The following is a 15,297-nucleotide window of genomic DNA, read 5'->3' on the forward strand; positions in this document are numbered from 1 at the left end:
ACCGGGCTTCCGGCGCTATGGACGGGGGTGGTGGTTACCGGAAGGGGTTCTCGGTGCCGATGTCGTCGGTGGTGGCTGCCTCGAGCAGTTCGGGCAGGTCGGTTCCGTCGGCGTCGCGCTGGTCGATCCACCATCCGGCCCGGGTGATCGTGCGGGCCTTCTCCTCGACCGGCGTCCAGTCGGTCTCGTGCCAGGGGCCTTCGACGACCAGTGCGGTGTGCGCGGCGACGACGAGCTGGTGGCGGGAGCGTTCGCCCCAATCGAGGGTCTTGGGCGGTCCGTCCAGGGGCGGCATGTCGTAGCGGGTGGCCCAGGCGCGGGCTTCGGCCTGTTCCTGGGCCCGTCGTGCCTCCAGCCATTCCTGGGTGCTGGGTCCTTCGGTTTCGCGGGTGGTCTTCCAGCAGTCGGTGCATTCCCGCGCGGCGAGCCAGCGGGCGAAGGCGGCGCGCTTGTCGGCCGGGCGGGCGGACAGATCGTGCTCGACGGTGTGGCCACAGGTGTGGTCGACGTCGAAGTGCGTACGGATTGCCACGTGGTTGTTCCTGCTTTCTGTCTTCTGTGTCGTCTCAGCGTGTCCTGCGGATGGCGTCTGTGGCCGCCGTGGCGATGGCGGCGGGAGCGCTGGAGGGCTGGGGCAGGTGCAGCAAGGTGGTCCCCGGCAAGTGGTGGGACTTCGCGGTGAGGGTGAGCTGGAGTACGGCGCAGCCGGCGGTCGTGAGCTGCTTGACGCGGGTGACGGCTTGAGCGGTTTCGTCGCTGCCGTACCGGGCGTCGGTGACGATCACGAGGAGGCGGCCGGCGCCGGGGCGGCTGAGTTCGAGGCCGTGGTCGAGTGCGTCGATGGCGTCGCCGAGGTTGTGGTGGCCGCCGTTGGCATCGAACGTCGTCACGCGCTCTGGTGCTCGGTGGGTGGGTCGGGTCAATGCGGTCAGGTGCCTGTCGTAGGCGATGGTGGCGGTACGGGAGTCGGGGTCGGTCAGGGCTGCTGCGCGTGCCACGATCCAGGCAGCGGACGCGACGGGCGCGCAGGCGGCATGCATGGAGCCGGAGACGTCGACGGCGATACCCACACGCAGCGGTGGGGTGGGGGAGTTCCGGCGGCGGGTGTGGGTGAAGGGTTCCGCGGTGGGGACCGACCCGGCCGCGCGCTGAGCGTCGCGGGCGAGGGCCGCGCGCATGTTGAGGCGGCCGGGCGGGGTGGGGCTGGTTGTCCGCTCCTCGGTCCGCTCGCGGTAGGCGGCGGCACGCAGGGCGCGGCTCAGGCGGGCGGCGGCACTCTGCTCGGCGGTGGTGGGCCTGCGGGTGCCGGTGACCGGGTTGTCGTAGGGCGCCGGTGTGCCGTCGGGGGTGACGGTGGTGCCACGGGTGTTGAAGACCGACTTGGCGGTGGCGGCGGCTTTGCGTCGCTGGCCGGCCCGCTGGGTGCGGTCCTGAGCCTGCGCCTTGGACTGCGCGGCCATGGCGTTGGTCGCTGCGGCCTGTGCCGCGAGGTCGGCGGCGTCGGTGGCTGCCGTGCTGTCCATGACGACCCCCACGGCGCCGGACAGCAGATCGGTGAGGTTCTCCGGCACGGGCAGGGTGGGGGCTGCGGTGTCCAGAGCGTCGCACCATTTTTGAGCGTGCGCGAGCATGGTCGTGGCGTCGTGGTCGGCGCACTGGTGGGCCGCGGTCCAGATGCGGGTGAGTGTGGCCAGCAGGTTTGCGCCCAGCACCTTTTCGCACAGATCGGCGACGGCCCGGGTCTCGCCGGCGTCCATGATGCCGACGTCACGGCGGCCGAGGACCAGGGCCGCCACGGCGGCGGCGTGCTCGATGCCCTGGAGGGTGGGGTGGGTGATGTCGGGCATGACCAGGGTTCGGGCACTGGTGCGCAGGTACGTGCGGTCCGTGGGCCGCGTGATCAGGTGTGCGCCTTCGACGCGGCTCTCCTCCAGCAGGAGCGCGGCCTCGACGAGACGGGGGTTCGCTCCGGCAGGCTGTGTCCAGACGGAGTGGGCAGCGTGCGCGGCCTCGTGGACGAACACTCCCCAGGCGGCGGGATACCGCTCCTCGTCGCCCACGATCCGCGGATGGATCTCGTGGGGCTGGAGCGGGGCGAACAGGCGGGCGTCGAACTCGACCTCGCCCAGAGTGGGGAAGAACGCGGCCGGTGCGCCGCTGCGCGTGCCGGGGCGGCAGGTGACGAGGAGGTCCTGGCGGCCGGAGAGGGCGACCAGCCGGTCGCCGAGTTCGGCTCCCACGCGCAGCCACGTGTCCGGGGAGGAACGGGGTTGCGCGGGCGGGGCGCCGTCGTCGTCCCATCGCGCGAGGTCGGCGTCGTCGTCCGGCGTGGTGGCGGGGGACTGGACGTGGTGGTGGGCGCTCATCGCGAGCGGCCCCGGTGCGCGGAGCCGGTGCTGCCCGGGGGCTGCCGGGCGGCTGAGGCGGGGAGCTGCTTGCCGAGGGTGAGGGGCGCGATCTCCTTGACGCCGGCAGCCTTGATGACGGCGGCGGCGACGGCGTCGCGATCCTCCACAGGGGCGATGCCGACGAGGTTCGCGAGCGCGGCTTTGGTGCCGAGGACGGCCTCGGTCTTCTGGTAGCTGAGCAGTTCCCGCAGTTGGGGGGCCCAGCCCAGCTCGCCGAGTTCGACTTGGTGGGCGAGGTGTCGGGCGACCCGGACCACCCGGGCATCGATCCTCAGCGCCAGGGCGAGGTCATAGTCCGTGCCGATCTGGATCTGCACGCTGAACCGGCTCGCGAGCGCCTCCGTCAAAACCGCCCCGTGGACGCCGGGATTGTGGCCCGCCACGACGTAGAAGCCCGGCTCGGCCTTGATGGTCTCGCCCTTGTGGGCTTTGACCTGGATCTGCCTGCGCCCGTCCATCGCGGGATACAGCGCCGCCAGGACCTTCGGTGAGATCAAGGTGGCATCGTCGATCAGCAGGGCGCGGCCCTCGGTCATCGCGGTGACCAGCGGACCGTACTGGAAGACGTAGGCTCCCGCGTCGTCCTGTGTGTACTCGCCGACCAAGTCGCCGACCGTGGTGTCGCCGTCACCGGCGACGGTGAGCAGGTCCGGGAACGCCGCCTCGACCAGACTCGTCTTGCCGGTGCCCGGAGGGCCGTAGAGCAGCACCGGCACGTCGGCGTCGCGCAGGCGATTCAACGCCTCGACGTCGGGCAGATCGGCCAGCTCCCGGGGGTGGTAGGCCTGGCCCCCCGTGCGGCGGATCGGGCCGGTCTGCCTGGGCGTGGCTGCTGCGGGAATGGTCGTGCGGGTCGTGGCCGCCTGGGCGCGGGGAGAGTGGGTGCCCGGTGGGCTGATCACAGCGGTCTGTGCGGCTGCGGCGGTTTTCGCGTTCGCGCGGAACTCCGGTTGGCCGGTTCCGCCTTGGTCGGCCTCGCCGCGTCGCACCAGGGTGAGGGCGGCGTTGCGGACGGCGCCGTGGGAGTGGCCCAGCTGCCTGGCCATGTCCCCGATGGTGAGCGTGTCCGCCGGCCGGTCGGCCAGCAGTCGGGCCACCTTGGCCCGTAGTTCGCCGCCCTTGGTGCGCGCTGGACTGGTAGGCGGTCCGGGTGTGGTCAAAACGAGGCCCCTTCAACAGGTGCCGGTGCGGGCGGGGTTGGCGATGCGCTGGAGAGGCTGGCCGCTCTCGGAGCGGATCACGGACTGTGCCGACATCGGCGACCGGGCCAACCGGGGCGTACCGTCGGCGCTCACCGGCCGACCGAGGGCTCGGTCCAGGTGGAGGGGATGGCCGGCGACGAGCAGCTCGCTGGCTGCCGAGCAGGCCCGTGCGTCCGCTCCGTACCGGGTTCCGTCGCTCGGCAGGCGCAGCCTGGCGTCTCTTCGAAGCCGGCCTGGAGCAGGATCCGCCGGGCGGCGGCGTTGTAGCCGGTGGTGGTGATCTCGCCGGTGATGGTGTGCCGAATCGTCATGAACGGCTCTGCTGGTGCTTCGGGCAAGGCGGATCTCCTATCGGTGGTGGCGGGAAAGCGGTGGGGTGTCGGGCGAAGGTGAGGCGGGCCCGGAGCTTCCAGCACATCAACGGTGTGTGGCTGGACCACGAACGATGGGCAATGACTGCCGACATGCTCCAGGGCGGGCCTCACCGCCCCGCAGCTATCTGACTCGCCTTTCCGCGCGTTCCGATAGCCGGGTGTACCAACAACAGCCATATCGGGGATCTCCTTACAGAAGGGACGAGTTGAGGAGGGCTCAGGCCGTCAGCTGGCGGCGGCCGGAGTGGAGGAGCGCGAAAGCGGCTGCGGCGCCCGCGGCGGGGAGTGCCGCGATGGCCGTCGGTCCGGAGTCGGTGGTGAGTCCGGCCAGTGCGGTGCCGGCGGCCTGGCCGATGCCGATGGCCGCGATGAGCCAGGCGGACGCTTCGGTGGCCGTGCCGGCGGGGGCGAGGGTGTGCACGGCGTGGAAGGAGGAGGTGAGCAGCGGCGCCAGGAACATCCCCGGGACGGCGACCAGAAGCACTGCCGCAGTCGGTCCGGGATCGGACAGCAGCGGCAGCCAGCCGATGGCGAATCCGCCGGCGCCCGCGAGGAGATGGGCGGCGTTCGAGCTGGGCCAGGCCCGGCAGTTGTAGAGCAGGCCGCCGAGCAGCGTGCCTGCCGGTAGCGCGGCGGGCAGTGTCCCGGCCAGCCATTCCGCCTCATGGCGCTCGGCGGCGCCGACGGCCAGGACGTTCAGCGCGCCAATGGCGATCCCCACACCGGCCAGCGCGGTGAACAGCAGGCGCAGACCCCGGCTTCGCAGCGGCCCGGCCGGATCGTGGTGCCGCGGTGCTGGCCGCCAGGTCCGTGAGGGCGTCGCGGTCAGGACGGCGAGGGTGCCTGACGCACCCAGTGCCGCTATCGCGGTGAGCATCAACTGCGGGCCGACGGCGGCGTGGAGGGCCGCGGTCAGAGGCGGGCCGAGGATGTAGACCAGCCCCTGGGTGGAGGTGTCCAGGGTCAGTGCGGTGTGCCGCGGTGCCGGTTCGGGCAGCACGGTCGGCCACAGCGCACGCAGGCCGGGTTCGAGCGGAGGGTTGCAAATTCCGGCGATGAGGACGAGAGCGGCCATCTGCAGTGGCTGCGCGGTCGGGTCGGTCAGCGGCAGCGCCAGCAGGGCGGTCGTCGCCACGGCGGTGGCGGTGGTGATCACGCGGGTCTGTCCGCGCCGGTCCACCATGCGCCCCAGCAGCGGCTGGGAGAGGGCGTAGGCGAGTCCGTACACGGCAGTCAGCAGCCCGCCCAGAGCGAGCGGGGCCTGGCGGGACTGCACCAGGAGCAGGATGGCGAGGGGAATCATGCCGCAGGGCATACGGCCGATGAGCGTGCCGGCCAGCAGCCGGGCGACGTGCGGCGAGGTGAGGACGGCCTGGTAGCTGCTGGATGCTTCGGCGGGCGGGCCGTGCGTGTGGTGACGGAGCGTCAATGGTGTGCGGGAGCTTTCGGTAGAGGCCGGAGGAAGACACGCCGTTGCCGCCGCGTGAACTCAGTGGCGTGGGCGAGGCGTTGAGGAACGGGCTGTGCTTACCGGCCTCGTCGCAGGCGTTGAGGCGCTCCGATCACGGCAGAGCGGGCCGGCCATGGCGTGCGGGCAGCGTTGGTGGCGGACTTGGCGGAGCGCTCGGTGGTGAGTGCCGGTCCGCGCTGGGGTGAGCGGGAGGCAGCAGCCTGGACGAGTCGGTTCCGGCCTGCGGACAACTGCTCGTGCATGACGGGCTGTCGGGGTGTGGGCGTCAGTTCGGGGTCGAGTGCTGGGTCGGCCTGGATCGTGAAGCCGTGCGCGCGCAGGTCGGTGACGGCCTGGCGGCCGCGGCGCATGCCGTCCTGCTCAGGCCGAGCGAGCCGGTACAGGTCCGGTGCGCCTGGGAGGGGTTCGAACTGCTCGCGGGTCAGGTACCACTCGGCCAGATGCCGGGAGATGCCCGCGGTGGCCTTGGCGACGAAGCCGTGCTCGGGATGGAAGCCGAAGTGGAAGTGGGGTGGATCCACGGGCCGGGGTGTCCTTGTCTCTGGGTCAGCGCCGCCGGGCGGCCGATCGCGTACCCGCCGGCCGAGCGGGTAGCGCCGGGTGGGGCCGGTAGGGCTTGGGGGTGGGGTGGGCGAGGCGGGCCTGGCGGGCGGCGTAGTAGCGGGGCAGCAGCCGGGTGTGGACGGAGTGGGCGGCGCGGGCCGGCTGGTTTCGTACGGCGATGCCGTAGGGGGCGCTGTCGTCGCCGAGGTGTTCGATGTCGTATCCCAGCGGCGCGAGGGCGCCGATAAGGAACTGCTCCAGGTGCAGGGGCCGGTCGATGACCAGGAGCTGGGTGTAGTCGCCGGAGGTGAGCAGCGCGGCGCGTGGCAGGCGGAATTCGGAGGTGGCCCAGGAGAGGTTGGCGTTGTCCCACAGGTGGCCGCACAGCTCGTGCTGGTCACGGGGCTGGGACCAGTCCTCGACGCTCGCGCTCCACCGGTCCGGCAGCGCGTCGGCAACCTGCTGGGTGAAGGTGCCCAGGTCCGTGCGCCGGGGGAGCGTCGCGGCCACATGGTGCAGGGCACGCTCGTAGGCCGGGTCACGCGGCGAAGGAGTTGAAGGCATAGGGGTGTTGCGGGCTTTCTGTTACGGGTGCTCCGGGGCGGCGCGGCCGGCCGAGCCGGTGAAGGCGGGCCCGTAGCGTGTGGCTGGTGGGTTGGGCGGGGCGGGCGGCCGAGTCGGCCCTGAGCGTGCTCGGCCGTCCACTCCCGAGACCGCGGTGTGGCCTGGCAGCCGTCAGCGGCGGCGGGAGCGGGCCGCCTCCCGAGGTCCGGCACCCGGGAGCCGTGGCATGCCCGCGGTGGCAGTGCGTGTCCGTGGGGGGTCGGGGAGCAGCCCGAGTTCGGTGAGGCGGACGTCGACCGCCTCGAGGAGTGGGGCGATGTCCGGGCCGTGCCGTTGCTGCGGGCCGCCGGGGCGGGAGTCATAGACGACGTCCTGGGCCTGGTCGGGGTGTTCAAGAGTGACGAGCCATCCCTCGGGCCGGCCGGGGGTCAGGTTCGGCGGGTCCTCCTGCGGGCCGATGGTCAGCACACCGTTGCCGGGCAGCCGGGCGTGGATGAGGTAGTCGTTGTTCCCGAACTCGACGTCGCAGACCAGGCCGCGCTGGCGTAGCGGGGTCGTCACGTGCGCGTGGCGGTGCCACAGCGTGCGCCACCAGGTGGTCTCGACGTGGCGGTGATCGGGCAGCGGAGCCAGCTGCTGGCCTTCGCGCAGCGCCGGGTCTTCGAGCGTGAGGGTGTCCAGGCCGAGTTGGACGGCGTGGTCGAGGGACTCGGCGACCGGCACTCCTGCTTGGTGCAGCTGCTCGGTGGTCTGCAGCCCGCCGGTGACCAGCACAGGATGGGCGCCGCAGATTCGGGCAGCGTGGGCGTCATCGAGGCTGTCTCCGATCACCAGCACCCGCTCCGGAGCCACGGAGGGGACCAGCGCGAAGAGATGCTCGGCCAGCGCGCCGGTCTTACCGGTGATTGTGCTGGTGCGCCGGCCGTCGATCCGGATGAAGTGCCCGCCCAGGGCGAGGGCAGCGACTTCGTCGTGCAGCGTGGCGTGCGTGGCGAGGGAGAGCAGGGACTGGGTGTGCCCCTGCGCCCGCACTGCCTGCAGCAGCTGCTTCGCGCCGGGCCGGAGTGTGGGAGTGCGCTGCGCCATGTGGTGGGCCCAGGCGATCTCCGCGGCGGCCCATTCGGTGTCGGTCAGGGGCCGGCCGAGCAGATCACCGTAGAAGTCCCGAATCGGCAGGCGATGCCGCGCCCGGTAGACCGCGGTACTCAACGGCGGGGCGCCCAGCACGGCCATGGCGGCGTTGAGCGCGCCGGTCAGGTCGGTGACGTCGTCCTTGAGGGTGCCGTTCCAGTCCCACACGATGTGGATTCCGGTAGGGGTGCTCATCGGCGCCTCCCCAGCGCATCTGGCGTCGGCTTCGGGGCCCGCGGTGTCACGGCCGCCGGGGCGGGAACCGCGCTGGTACGGGAGACCGGTGCGGCGAGGACGAGGTCCTCATACAGGGTCTGCAGTGTCTCGGCTGCGGCCTGGAAGCGCGGAGCCAGGCCGGGATGGGCTTGTTCCTCGCACCAGATCTGTGCGGTCTCGAAGAACTGGTGCAGACGGCCCAGCGCGTCGTCTTCGCCGTCCAGGACCGACCGCAGCGTCTCCTGGAACTCGCTCAGGTCGCTGCTTGCGGCCAGGCGTTCACTCCAGGCCGCCAGGATCCGGCCTGGTGGTTCCAGGCGATCGGTGCGGCCCCAGCGGCGCAGGTCGTCATCGGTGGGGGCGCCCGTGTTGTAGGCGTGGATCTGTTCGGTGGTGCGGCCGACGTTGTCGTACAGCTCGAAATCGGCAGGGCGGTCGATCACAACTCCAGGTGGGTCAGGGCGGGTTGGGTGCGGCTCAGCGGCGGCGGTGCGGTGAGCGGAGGTTGCCGGGGGCGGGCGGCAACCTTCGCTGTGTCACATCCGCGGTGGCGGTTCCGGCTGGGCCAGCCGTGGGGGGCTGTTGCGCGAGGTTGGTCAGTGGTCCGGTCTGACGGGTGACGGCCCGGCGTACGTCGTCCAGTTGCTGTGCGGCGCCGGCCAGTTCGGCGGCGCTGCGCCGGCCGGTCGAGGTTCCTTCTGCCTGGCACCAGTTGGCGGTCTGAAGGAGGTGGCGTTCGAGGCGGGCGAGGAGGCTGTCCTCATTCGCGGCCAATACGTGTAGCTGCCAGGCCATTTCACCGGGGTGCCAGATCTCCTCCAGCTGACCGGTGAGGGCGGTGATGACCTCCCCGGCGGTGTTCAGCGCTGCCTGAACCGGATCAGGCTCCGGCATCTCGTTGCTCACGTCGGTCAGCTTTCAGACGGGGTACGGAACAGGGGGCTTGTCAGGGGCGCAGTGAATCCGCGTCCAAGCAACGGGCACACGGTGAGTGACAGCGGATGCCGGGAGTGGCCCCGGGCCGGAGGGCCGATCGTTGAGGTGACTGGGACAGCCGGGGAGCGTTGAACGTCGTGTGACGTGAACGTGGTTGCGGGGAGGTGCGTCGAGTTGCCGACGCCCGAGATGCCCATCCGCTGCCTTGCCTGTGAGGGCAGCGGTGACGGGGAGAGAGTGTTGACCGGAGCGGGGTCGTATGTCGAAGCGTGCCGCTCGTGCAAAGGAACGGGGCGTCTGCGCGTCCGGCTCGGCCAGGAATCCTCCGAACCCAGGGGGCCTCTGCCCCCAGAGCTTGGTGCCACGGAGGGAGCGTGATGATCTACTGGGCGGCATCGGCCTATCGGCGGTTGTGTCGCCTGGGAGGCGGGATGGGTGGTCCCGGTGCAGCGTTTGAGTTCTGCGGCCGGGGTGCGGGGTCGGGGTATTCCCAGGTGAACTCGTACTCGTCGTAGGAATCGATCAGGCCCGCTTCCATCTGCGCCTCGCGGTCGGCGACTTGGGCCATCAGGTCGTCGTGCTCGTCTTGGCACTGCTGGTAGTCGGCCCACTCCTCGTCGGTGAGGTTTCGGGGGCGATGCATTCTGCTCGGTACTCCTCAATTTGTTTGGGGAGGGGCGGTGGCCGTGTGCGCTCGCCGGGGATGGGGAGGCCGCGTCCGTACGAGATTCCGTCGTCCCATGAACCCGCAGGTTCATGGGAGCCAGGCGCCGTTGTTCGTGATCTCGCTGGGTCCTTAGTGCATGCGGGCGTCGGTGTCGAACAGGGTTGCTTCGTGGGGGTGGAGGAGGTGCTGGACGATGAAGGAGCGTCCGGCGACTTTCCACATGCCGCGTCCGCGACCGAGGTGGGAGACGGCCTGGGCTTCGACGCTGGTGAGGCCGAGGAGGCCTGCGGCGGCGGTGAGTTGGTCGGTTTCCTGCCGGTAGATGATGCGGGTGGAGCAGTCGGCGAGGAGTCCTTCGGCCAGGGCCCGGCCGCGTGATCCTGCGTCTCCTGCGGTGAGGAGGTCGGAGAGGCGGTGGATGACCATGAGGTTGGCGATGCCGAGGCCGCGACTGAGTTTCCATTGGGCCTGCATGCGCTCCAGGAGTCCGGCGTGGCGCATCAGGCGCCAGGCTTCGTCGTAGACGACCCAGCGTCTGCCTCCGTCGGGGTCGGCGAGGGCGGATTCCATCCAGGCCGAGGCGCAGGTCATGGCCAGCACGAGGGCGGTGTCATCGCTGCCACCGCCGAGCCGGGACAGGTCGATGGACAGCATCGGGGAGTTCGGATCGAAGGCGTGAGTGGAGGGAGCGTCGAACATCCCCGCCAGGTCACCGTGGACCATGCGGCGCAGGGCATGCGCCAGGTCGCGGGCGGCGTCCCCGAGCCGCCCGGACATCACGCCGGCGGCTCTGTCGAGCGCGTCGGGGTCATTCAACTGGGCGGCGACATCGCCGAGCAGCGGCGTACGGCCGGCCGTCGCCTGGGTGACGACGGTGTCGAGGGCGACGTCGAGTGCGGTGTGCTCCATCGGCTTCAGCTCCCGGCCCAGGACGGTGCGGGCCAGTGATCCGAGCAGCAGCAGACGCCGCTTGCGGATCTCACCCGCCCAGTCCGCCTCCGAGACCGACGCCGGACGCGGGGCGGCGTCCAGGGGGTTGAGTTTCCCGGGCAGGCCAGGGCCCAGGGCGATGGTCGTGCCGCCCAGGGCAGAGGCGACGGGTGTCCATTCGCCTTTGGGGTCGCAGGGGACGTAGACGCGGTAGCCGAAGGCGACCGAGCGCAACGCCAAGGATTTGGCCAGCGCACTCTTGCCCTGGCCGATGACCCCGGCGAGCAGGACGTTGGGGTTGGTGAAGCCCTCGATCCTGCCGTAGAGGGTGAAGGGGTCGAAGGTGAAGCTGGCTTCGGCGTGCACGTCGCGGCCGATGTAGATGCCTTCCGCGCCGAGTCCGCCTTCGGCGAGGAACGGGTAGGCGCCGGCGGCGACCGCGGTGGTCATGCGATGCGCGGGCAGTTTCAGTTTGTTGCCACGTGCGGAGTTCGGGCCGGGGCGTCCGGTGGCGGGGTAGAGCGGCGGGGGCGTCTCCCGCCCCGCCGCGGTGGCGGCGGGGCGGGAGGTTGCTGACGCGTGGGCCTTCGCGGTGGCTTCGGCGACCTGACGCCGCGTCGCCCTGCGCTCGGCACGGTCGGTGCCGTGAGGTGTGAACAGCGCTGAGGCGCTGGCACGTCGGGCGTTGCGGTCGGCGCGGCGGTGGGTCATCGAAAGTCAGGCTCCACGGGCAGCAGGATCAACGGCGGTTGCGTGTGGGGGTTACACGCGGGGGGAGGCGGCGTAGAAGTAGGTGCGGTAGCCGCGTCCGTCGTTGTTCCAGTTCAGGCGCAGCTTGCCGTCGGCACGTGCCTTGCCGCTGATCTTCGTGGTGACGTGGCCGGTGGTGTAGGAGCCGTTGTGGTTGCCGTTGGCGTCGTCGCTCTCCAGCTTCGGCTCGATGCCGCGGAAGGTCTTGCCCTTCACGACCTTGCCGGACTTGGACTTCTTGGCCTGCAGGCGGAAGTTGGCGCCGTCGAAGATCTTGACGTCCTTGGCGTAGACCGGGCCGTCCCAGGCCACCTTGGCGACGGTGCGCACGTGGGAGCCGGAGCGCTTGGCGCACAGCTTCACCTTGATGTCCCAGTTGTCGGCCCACGGGCCGGTGTAGCCGGGGTCATCGATGCTCTTGCTGCTGGTCTTGCAGTGGTAGTGGGCGGCTTCAGCGGCCGATGCCGGGGAGGCACCGGCCAGACCGGCACCGGCCAGCGACGCGGTCAGCAGGGCCGTGGCCACTGCGGTGGTGGCGGGCTTGCGTATGGGCATGCGGATTCCTTCTGTCGAGCGGGGAGGGGAGAGCGGGCACCAGAGAGGGCCCGCGCGGGAGAGAGGTCTGGGTGTTCAGCCCCGACGGCTGCGCCAGCGGGCTGTGGTCAGCCGGCGGCGTGGCCGTGGACGGGCGAGGTGAGGTCGGTGGGGGTGGTCTTGCGCCGCACCGTGTGGCCTGCCGCGAGGTGGCGCTGGCAGATCGTCAGCACCGGCGGCCCGTCGATCAGGCGCTGCGGATCGCAGTCCTCTGAACCGGCTGTGAGAGTGCCGTCGGTCAGGGGCAGGGTGTGGAAGGCGCCGTGGATCTCGGCGGTGGCCTGCCACAGGCGGGCGTGCGCGGCAGCGAGATGGCGCCCGGCTGCCGGATACGGGGGCCTGGTGGCGGCGGCGAGTTGGTCGAGGAGCTGGTGGAGGGCGGTGAGGTGGGTGTGCAGGACGTCCAGGTGGACGCGGTCTGCTGGATGGTCGGCGGTCGGTCTCTTGCGCTCGGGTGTGAGTGCGCGGGTGTGGTGGCGGATGCCGGTGGTGGCGGCGCGCAGGTAGGGGTGCGATCCGCCCTCAGCGGCTCTCACGGAGGGAGAGGGCACGGAGGTCCTTCCTGCACGCGTCGCGGGCAGGGGTAGAGGAAGGTGTCCGGGCAGCGCTGGGCCCGTGGGGGCCGGTCGCGCCGGGATTACAGGGCGGTGCGGGCCAGGGGCAGCGCGGCGAGGGTGAAGGCGTCGGGCTGCTGGAAGTTCAGGCGCCGCAGGTCGACTTGGGCGGTGGTCGCGGCGGTCTCGATCTGCGCGCAGGCCGCATCCAGCGCCGCGTCGGTCTCGGCGGAGACGGTGAGCAGGCCGGTCAGTGCGACATCGGCGTGCCCGGCGATGAGCTGCTTCTCGCGCTGTTTGACGTCGGCGTATTCGACGCTGTCTTCCTCGGAGTCGACCTGGCCTTTGCGGCGTCGCTCGGCGGCGTCGGCGAGGATGGTGGCTTTGCGGCGCTGGACGTCACGCAGGGCAGATTCCAGGCCCTGGGGTGTGTAGATGAGGGAGAGGGAGCGGCGGACGCCGGTGGTGAAGAGCAGCCCGTGGAGGAAGGAGGGGTGGGCTTCGGTGCGGGGCCAGTTCTCCACCCAGTACGTGGCGTGCTTGGCGGTGTCGGTGGCCAGCCGGTCGTATTCCTCGACCTGGACGACGGGCCCGGCCGCTGCCGGGTCGGCTTCGGCGCGTCCGCTGGGTGACCACTGCTGCAAGTTGGCCAGCGCACCTGGGTCGTAGGCGGTGCGGATCACCGCGGCCACCTCGCGGGCGGTGAGCCAGCCGGTCACCATCAGCCCTGCGTTGCGGGCGGCCTGGGCGACGGAGGTGGTGGCCTGTTCCATGACGGTGAAGGCACCGGGGAGGCCGCCGCCGGCCTGGGATACCAGCCGCCGTGCGGCCTTCAAGTCCAACGCGATGGCGATGTATGCCTCGTGCGGGGCGGCAGCCGGCCTCGCGGACGCCACAAGATCCGTATAGACCTGTCCGGCGACGGGGGTTTCGGGTCGGCCTTGCTGTTTCCAGTGGCGGGCCAGTGCGTCGCCGGAGTCGGGGACGGTGCGCTCGAGCACCTGCACGCTAGCGATGTGGCCGGTGCGGGCGATGCCGGCCAGCGCCCGGCCCCAGCCGGACACATTGGCGTTCTGCGTCGGGGTATCCAGCAACGCGAACGCACGGCTACTGACCCTCGCGATGGCGGTCAGGCTCTGCGCTCGGGGGTCGTGGACCGCTGCGGCCTGGGATCCTGCGGGGGTGACGACCCGCAGCGAGGCAGTGGTGCCGGGCAGGTGCAGCAGCCCGTCCTGCCGGGGGCGGGAGACCGGGCGGGCCAGCCACAGCCGCTGCCCGGTGCGCTGCCGCTGGAGGTAGCGGGCGATGACCGGCGCCCAGTCGATCAGCGAGCGTCCGTGCCGGCGCAGCACCACCAGTCCAGCGACCGCGGCCCACAGCGGGAGGAGCGCGAACGCACCGGCGAGCCCTGTGGTGACGACCGTCATCAGCAGCAGCGCCAACGCGGCGGAGACAAGAGAGAGTTGGGGCCACGACAGGCCGAGGAGGACGCCGCGGCGGGAGCGGTGCGGGAACGTCACCGTCATCGGGGCGGCGGTCAGGTCAGACATGGAGGGAAGACCCATCGGGGAGACGAGGCAGGCGGGAAGGTCCCCCGTGGGACGCATCAAGACGCGGCGCGTCCCACGGGATGGCGGAGCGGTCAGCGACCGGCAGGTGGAGGTGGCGGCGCCGCGGGGCCTGATGCCGACCCGGAGCCAGAGGAAGGCGGAGCGCTCTGCCCAGGTGAAGCAGGGCCCCGGTCGGAGGTGCCCCACGAATCTCCTCCGCCCGGCTGTCCGCCGGGGCCGGCGCCGCCGACCTGGCCGGAGGTGTCGTCAGTGGTGGAGGTCGGCGCAGGCTGGACGCCCTTCTCGGCGGCGTTCTTGAGGCTTTCGCCGGCGGGGGAGATGCTGCCGCCGTCCTGGCCGCTGTCTCCGGGGTCCTGGCCGGGGACGGTGGGTGGGCCTTGCGGTGCGGCACCTGCTCCGGCTCCGGCGGCGGCTCCGCCGGTTCCGGCTGTGGCGGCCATGGATGCGGCTTTGCGTGCTGCGCGTTCGGCGTGCTGGCGGGCGATCTGTGCGCCTGCGCCGCCGGCGCGGTGGATGTCTTCGCCGGAGGTGCCTTCGGCGGCCCAGTGCACGAACTTGAATGTGGCATACGGGCAGAGCAGGACGAGGACCATGATGACGATGCCTGACATGACATCGGCCAGTGCGCCGATGCCGGTCATGGGCTGGGTTTTTCCCAGGGCGGAGATGCCGAGGAGGAAGACGATCGTCATCAGCAGCTTGGAGACGATCAGGGTGGCGGTCGCTTCGATCCAGCCCTTGCGCCACTTGCGGGCGACTTCCCAGCCGCCGCCGGCTCCGGCGAAGACGGCGAGGGTGACCAGGACGAGGATGCCGACCTTGCGGACCATCATCACGCACCAGAACAGGAAGGTGCCGATTGCTGCGCCGAGGCCGGTGAGGGTGGTGACCATCCAGCCCAGTTGCGATGTGCCGGCGATCTGGCTGACCTTCACGATGCGGCGCACCGCTTCGGCGACGCTGCTGTGGGCCGAGGCGAACAGTCCGTCGGACAGGGCGTCGACGACTTCGATGGCCACGGTGGTCAGGGCGATGGCGGAGAAGGCGAACAGAACGCCGGCGGCGGTGCCGGTGAAGGCCTGGGTCAGGGCCTGCCCGTCACGGCGGATCGCCGCGCGCACGAGCTGGGCGCAGAAGGTGGCGACCAGCATCACCAGCCCGATGGGCAGGATCAGTTCGTAGTTCTCGCGAAACCATCCGGCGTTCAGGTCCACCTTGGTGGTGGTGTCGATGGCTTTGGCGACCAGGTCGACCGCGGTGGCAGCGAGTTCACCGGCGCTCTTGGCCATCCAGTCGCCGAACGCCCCGCCGGGATTGGTGACGAAGTCGGCCGTGTCCGCGGTGTCACACAAGTTCCCGGCGACGGGTATGGAACAGAAGTCCACT

Annotated in this window: 16 protein-coding genes; all 16 read right to left on the reverse strand. The window is 71.1% G+C overall.

Annotated features, from left to right (window positions below; genetic code table 11):
- Positions 1 to 34: 34 nt before the first annotated feature.
- The 16 genes from I004_RS0103275 to I004_RS0103355 all read right to left on the reverse strand — a co-directional run bounded on the left by I004_RS0103275 (position 35) and on the right by I004_RS0103355 (position 15,296).
- Positions 35 to 532, reverse strand: a complete 498-nt coding sequence (locus I004_RS0103275) for a hypothetical protein (protein ID WP_028434317.1) — start codon at positions 530 to 532, stop codon at positions 35 to 37.
- Between the two features lie 34 nt (positions 533 to 566).
- Positions 567 to 2,366 carry a hypothetical protein gene (locus tag I004_RS0103280; RefSeq protein WP_028434318.1) on the reverse strand — a complete coding sequence of 600 codons (1,800 nt, stop codon included), beginning with the start codon at positions 2,364 to 2,366 and terminating at the stop codon, positions 567 to 569.
- Positions 2,363 to 3,505, reverse strand: a complete 1,143-nt coding sequence (locus I004_RS0103285; protein ID WP_028434319.1) for an AAA family ATPase — start codon at positions 3,503 to 3,505, stop codon at positions 2,363 to 2,365. Before I004_RS0103285 ends, I004_RS0103280 begins: the two co-directional genes overlap by 4 nt.
- A gap of 194 nt (positions 3,506 to 3,699) precedes the next feature.
- Positions 3,700 to 3,921: a hypothetical protein gene (locus I004_RS0103290; RefSeq protein ID WP_028434320.1), complete on the reverse strand. Its 222-nt coding sequence runs from the start codon at positions 3,919 to 3,921 to the stop codon at positions 3,700 to 3,702.
- Positions 3,922 to 4,201: 280 nt separating this feature from the next.
- Positions 4,202 to 5,413, reverse strand: coding sequence for an MFS transporter (locus I004_RS31890; protein WP_037974620.1), 1,212 nt, complete (start codon positions 5,411 to 5,413; stop codon positions 4,202 to 4,204).
- A gap of 98 nt (positions 5,414 to 5,511) precedes the next feature.
- A complete protein-coding gene (locus I004_RS31895; protein ID WP_486579707.1) occupies positions 5,512 to 5,976 on the reverse strand; it encodes a hypothetical protein in 465 nt (154 codons plus the stop codon).
- A 25-nt stretch (positions 5,977 to 6,001) separates the two neighbouring features.
- A complete protein-coding gene (locus tag I004_RS39340; protein WP_051344640.1) occupies positions 6,002 to 6,562 on the reverse strand; it encodes a hypothetical protein in 561 nt (186 codons plus the stop codon).
- Between the two features lie 171 nt (positions 6,563 to 6,733).
- Positions 6,734 to 7,888 (reverse strand): HAD family hydrolase, encoded by a 1,155-nt coding sequence (locus I004_RS37360; protein ID WP_051344641.1) that lies wholly within the window; start codon positions 7,886 to 7,888, stop codon positions 6,734 to 6,736.
- Complete coding sequence (locus tag I004_RS31915; protein ID WP_051344642.1) at positions 7,885 to 8,352, reverse strand: hypothetical protein; 468 nt, start codon at positions 8,350 to 8,352, stop codon at positions 7,885 to 7,887. The genes I004_RS37360 and I004_RS31915 overlap by 4 nt, the downstream gene beginning before the upstream one ends.
- Before the next feature lie 34 nt (positions 8,353 to 8,386).
- Positions 8,387 to 8,815, reverse strand: coding sequence for a hypothetical protein (locus I004_RS0103325; RefSeq protein WP_028434321.1), 429 nt, complete (start codon positions 8,813 to 8,815; stop codon positions 8,387 to 8,389).
- Positions 8,816 to 9,245: 430 nt separating this feature from the next.
- Positions 9,246 to 9,488: a hypothetical protein gene (locus I004_RS39345; RefSeq protein ID WP_037974622.1), complete on the reverse strand. Its 243-nt coding sequence runs from the start codon at positions 9,486 to 9,488 to the stop codon at positions 9,246 to 9,248.
- A gap of 153 nt (positions 9,489 to 9,641) precedes the next feature.
- Positions 9,642 to 11,153 carry an ATP-binding protein gene (locus tag I004_RS0103335; protein ID WP_028434322.1) on the reverse strand — a complete coding sequence of 504 codons (1,512 nt, stop codon included), beginning with the start codon at positions 11,151 to 11,153 and terminating at the stop codon, positions 9,642 to 9,644.
- 51 nt (positions 11,154 to 11,204) lie between these two features.
- A complete protein-coding gene (locus tag I004_RS0103340) occupies positions 11,205 to 11,747 on the reverse strand; it encodes a hypothetical protein (RefSeq protein WP_028434323.1) in 543 nt (180 codons plus the stop codon).
- Positions 11,748 to 11,854: 107 nt separating this feature from the next.
- Positions 11,855 to 12,337 (reverse strand): DUF6238 family protein, encoded by a 483-nt coding sequence (locus I004_RS0103345; RefSeq protein ID WP_486579708.1) that lies wholly within the window; start codon positions 12,335 to 12,337, stop codon positions 11,855 to 11,857.
- A gap of 86 nt (positions 12,338 to 12,423) precedes the next feature.
- A complete protein-coding gene (locus I004_RS0103350; RefSeq protein WP_028434325.1) occupies positions 12,424 to 13,890 on the reverse strand; it encodes an SCO6880 family protein in 1,467 nt (488 codons plus the stop codon).
- A gap of 92 nt (positions 13,891 to 13,982) precedes the next feature.
- Positions 13,983 to 15,296 (reverse strand): SCO6881 family protein, encoded by a 1,314-nt coding sequence (locus I004_RS0103355; protein WP_028434326.1) that lies wholly within the window; start codon positions 15,294 to 15,296, stop codon positions 13,983 to 13,985.
- Position 15,297 lies beyond the last annotated feature (1 nt).

This window comes from Streptomyces sp. TAA486 (assembly GCF_000426165.1).

What these genes read in the sequence shown, in the direction of transcription:
- I004_RS39340 (WP_051344640.1), bottom strand. Translation starts at nt 6,562, where the DNA reads ATGCCTTCAACTCCTTCGCCGCGTGACCCGGCCTACGAGCGTGCCCTG.
- I004_RS0103350 (WP_028434325.1), bottom strand. Translation starts at nt 13,890, where the DNA reads ATGTCTGACCTGACCGCCGCCCCGATGACGGTGACGTTCCCGCACCGC.
- I004_RS0103280 (WP_028434318.1), bottom strand. Translation starts at nt 2,366, where the DNA reads ATGAGCGCCCACCACCACGTCCAGTCCCCCGCCACCACGCCGGACGAC.
- I004_RS0103340 (WP_028434323.1), bottom strand. Translation starts at nt 11,747, where the DNA reads ATGCCCATACGCAAGCCCGCCACCACCGCAGTGGCCACGGCCCTGCTG.
- I004_RS0103335 (WP_028434322.1), bottom strand. Translation starts at nt 11,153, where the DNA reads ATGACCCACCGCCGCGCCGACCGCAACGCCCGACGTGCCAGCGCCTCA.
- I004_RS0103290 (WP_028434320.1), bottom strand. Translation starts at nt 3,921, where the DNA reads ATGACGATTCGGCACACCATCACCGGCGAGATCACCACCACCGGCTAC.
- I004_RS39345 (WP_037974622.1), bottom strand. Translation starts at nt 9,488, where the DNA reads ATGCATCGCCCCCGAAACCTCACCGACGAGGAGTGGGCCGACTACCAG.
- I004_RS37360 (WP_051344641.1), bottom strand. Translation starts at nt 7,888, where the DNA reads ATGAGCACCCCTACCGGAATCCACATCGTGTGGGACTGGAACGGCACC.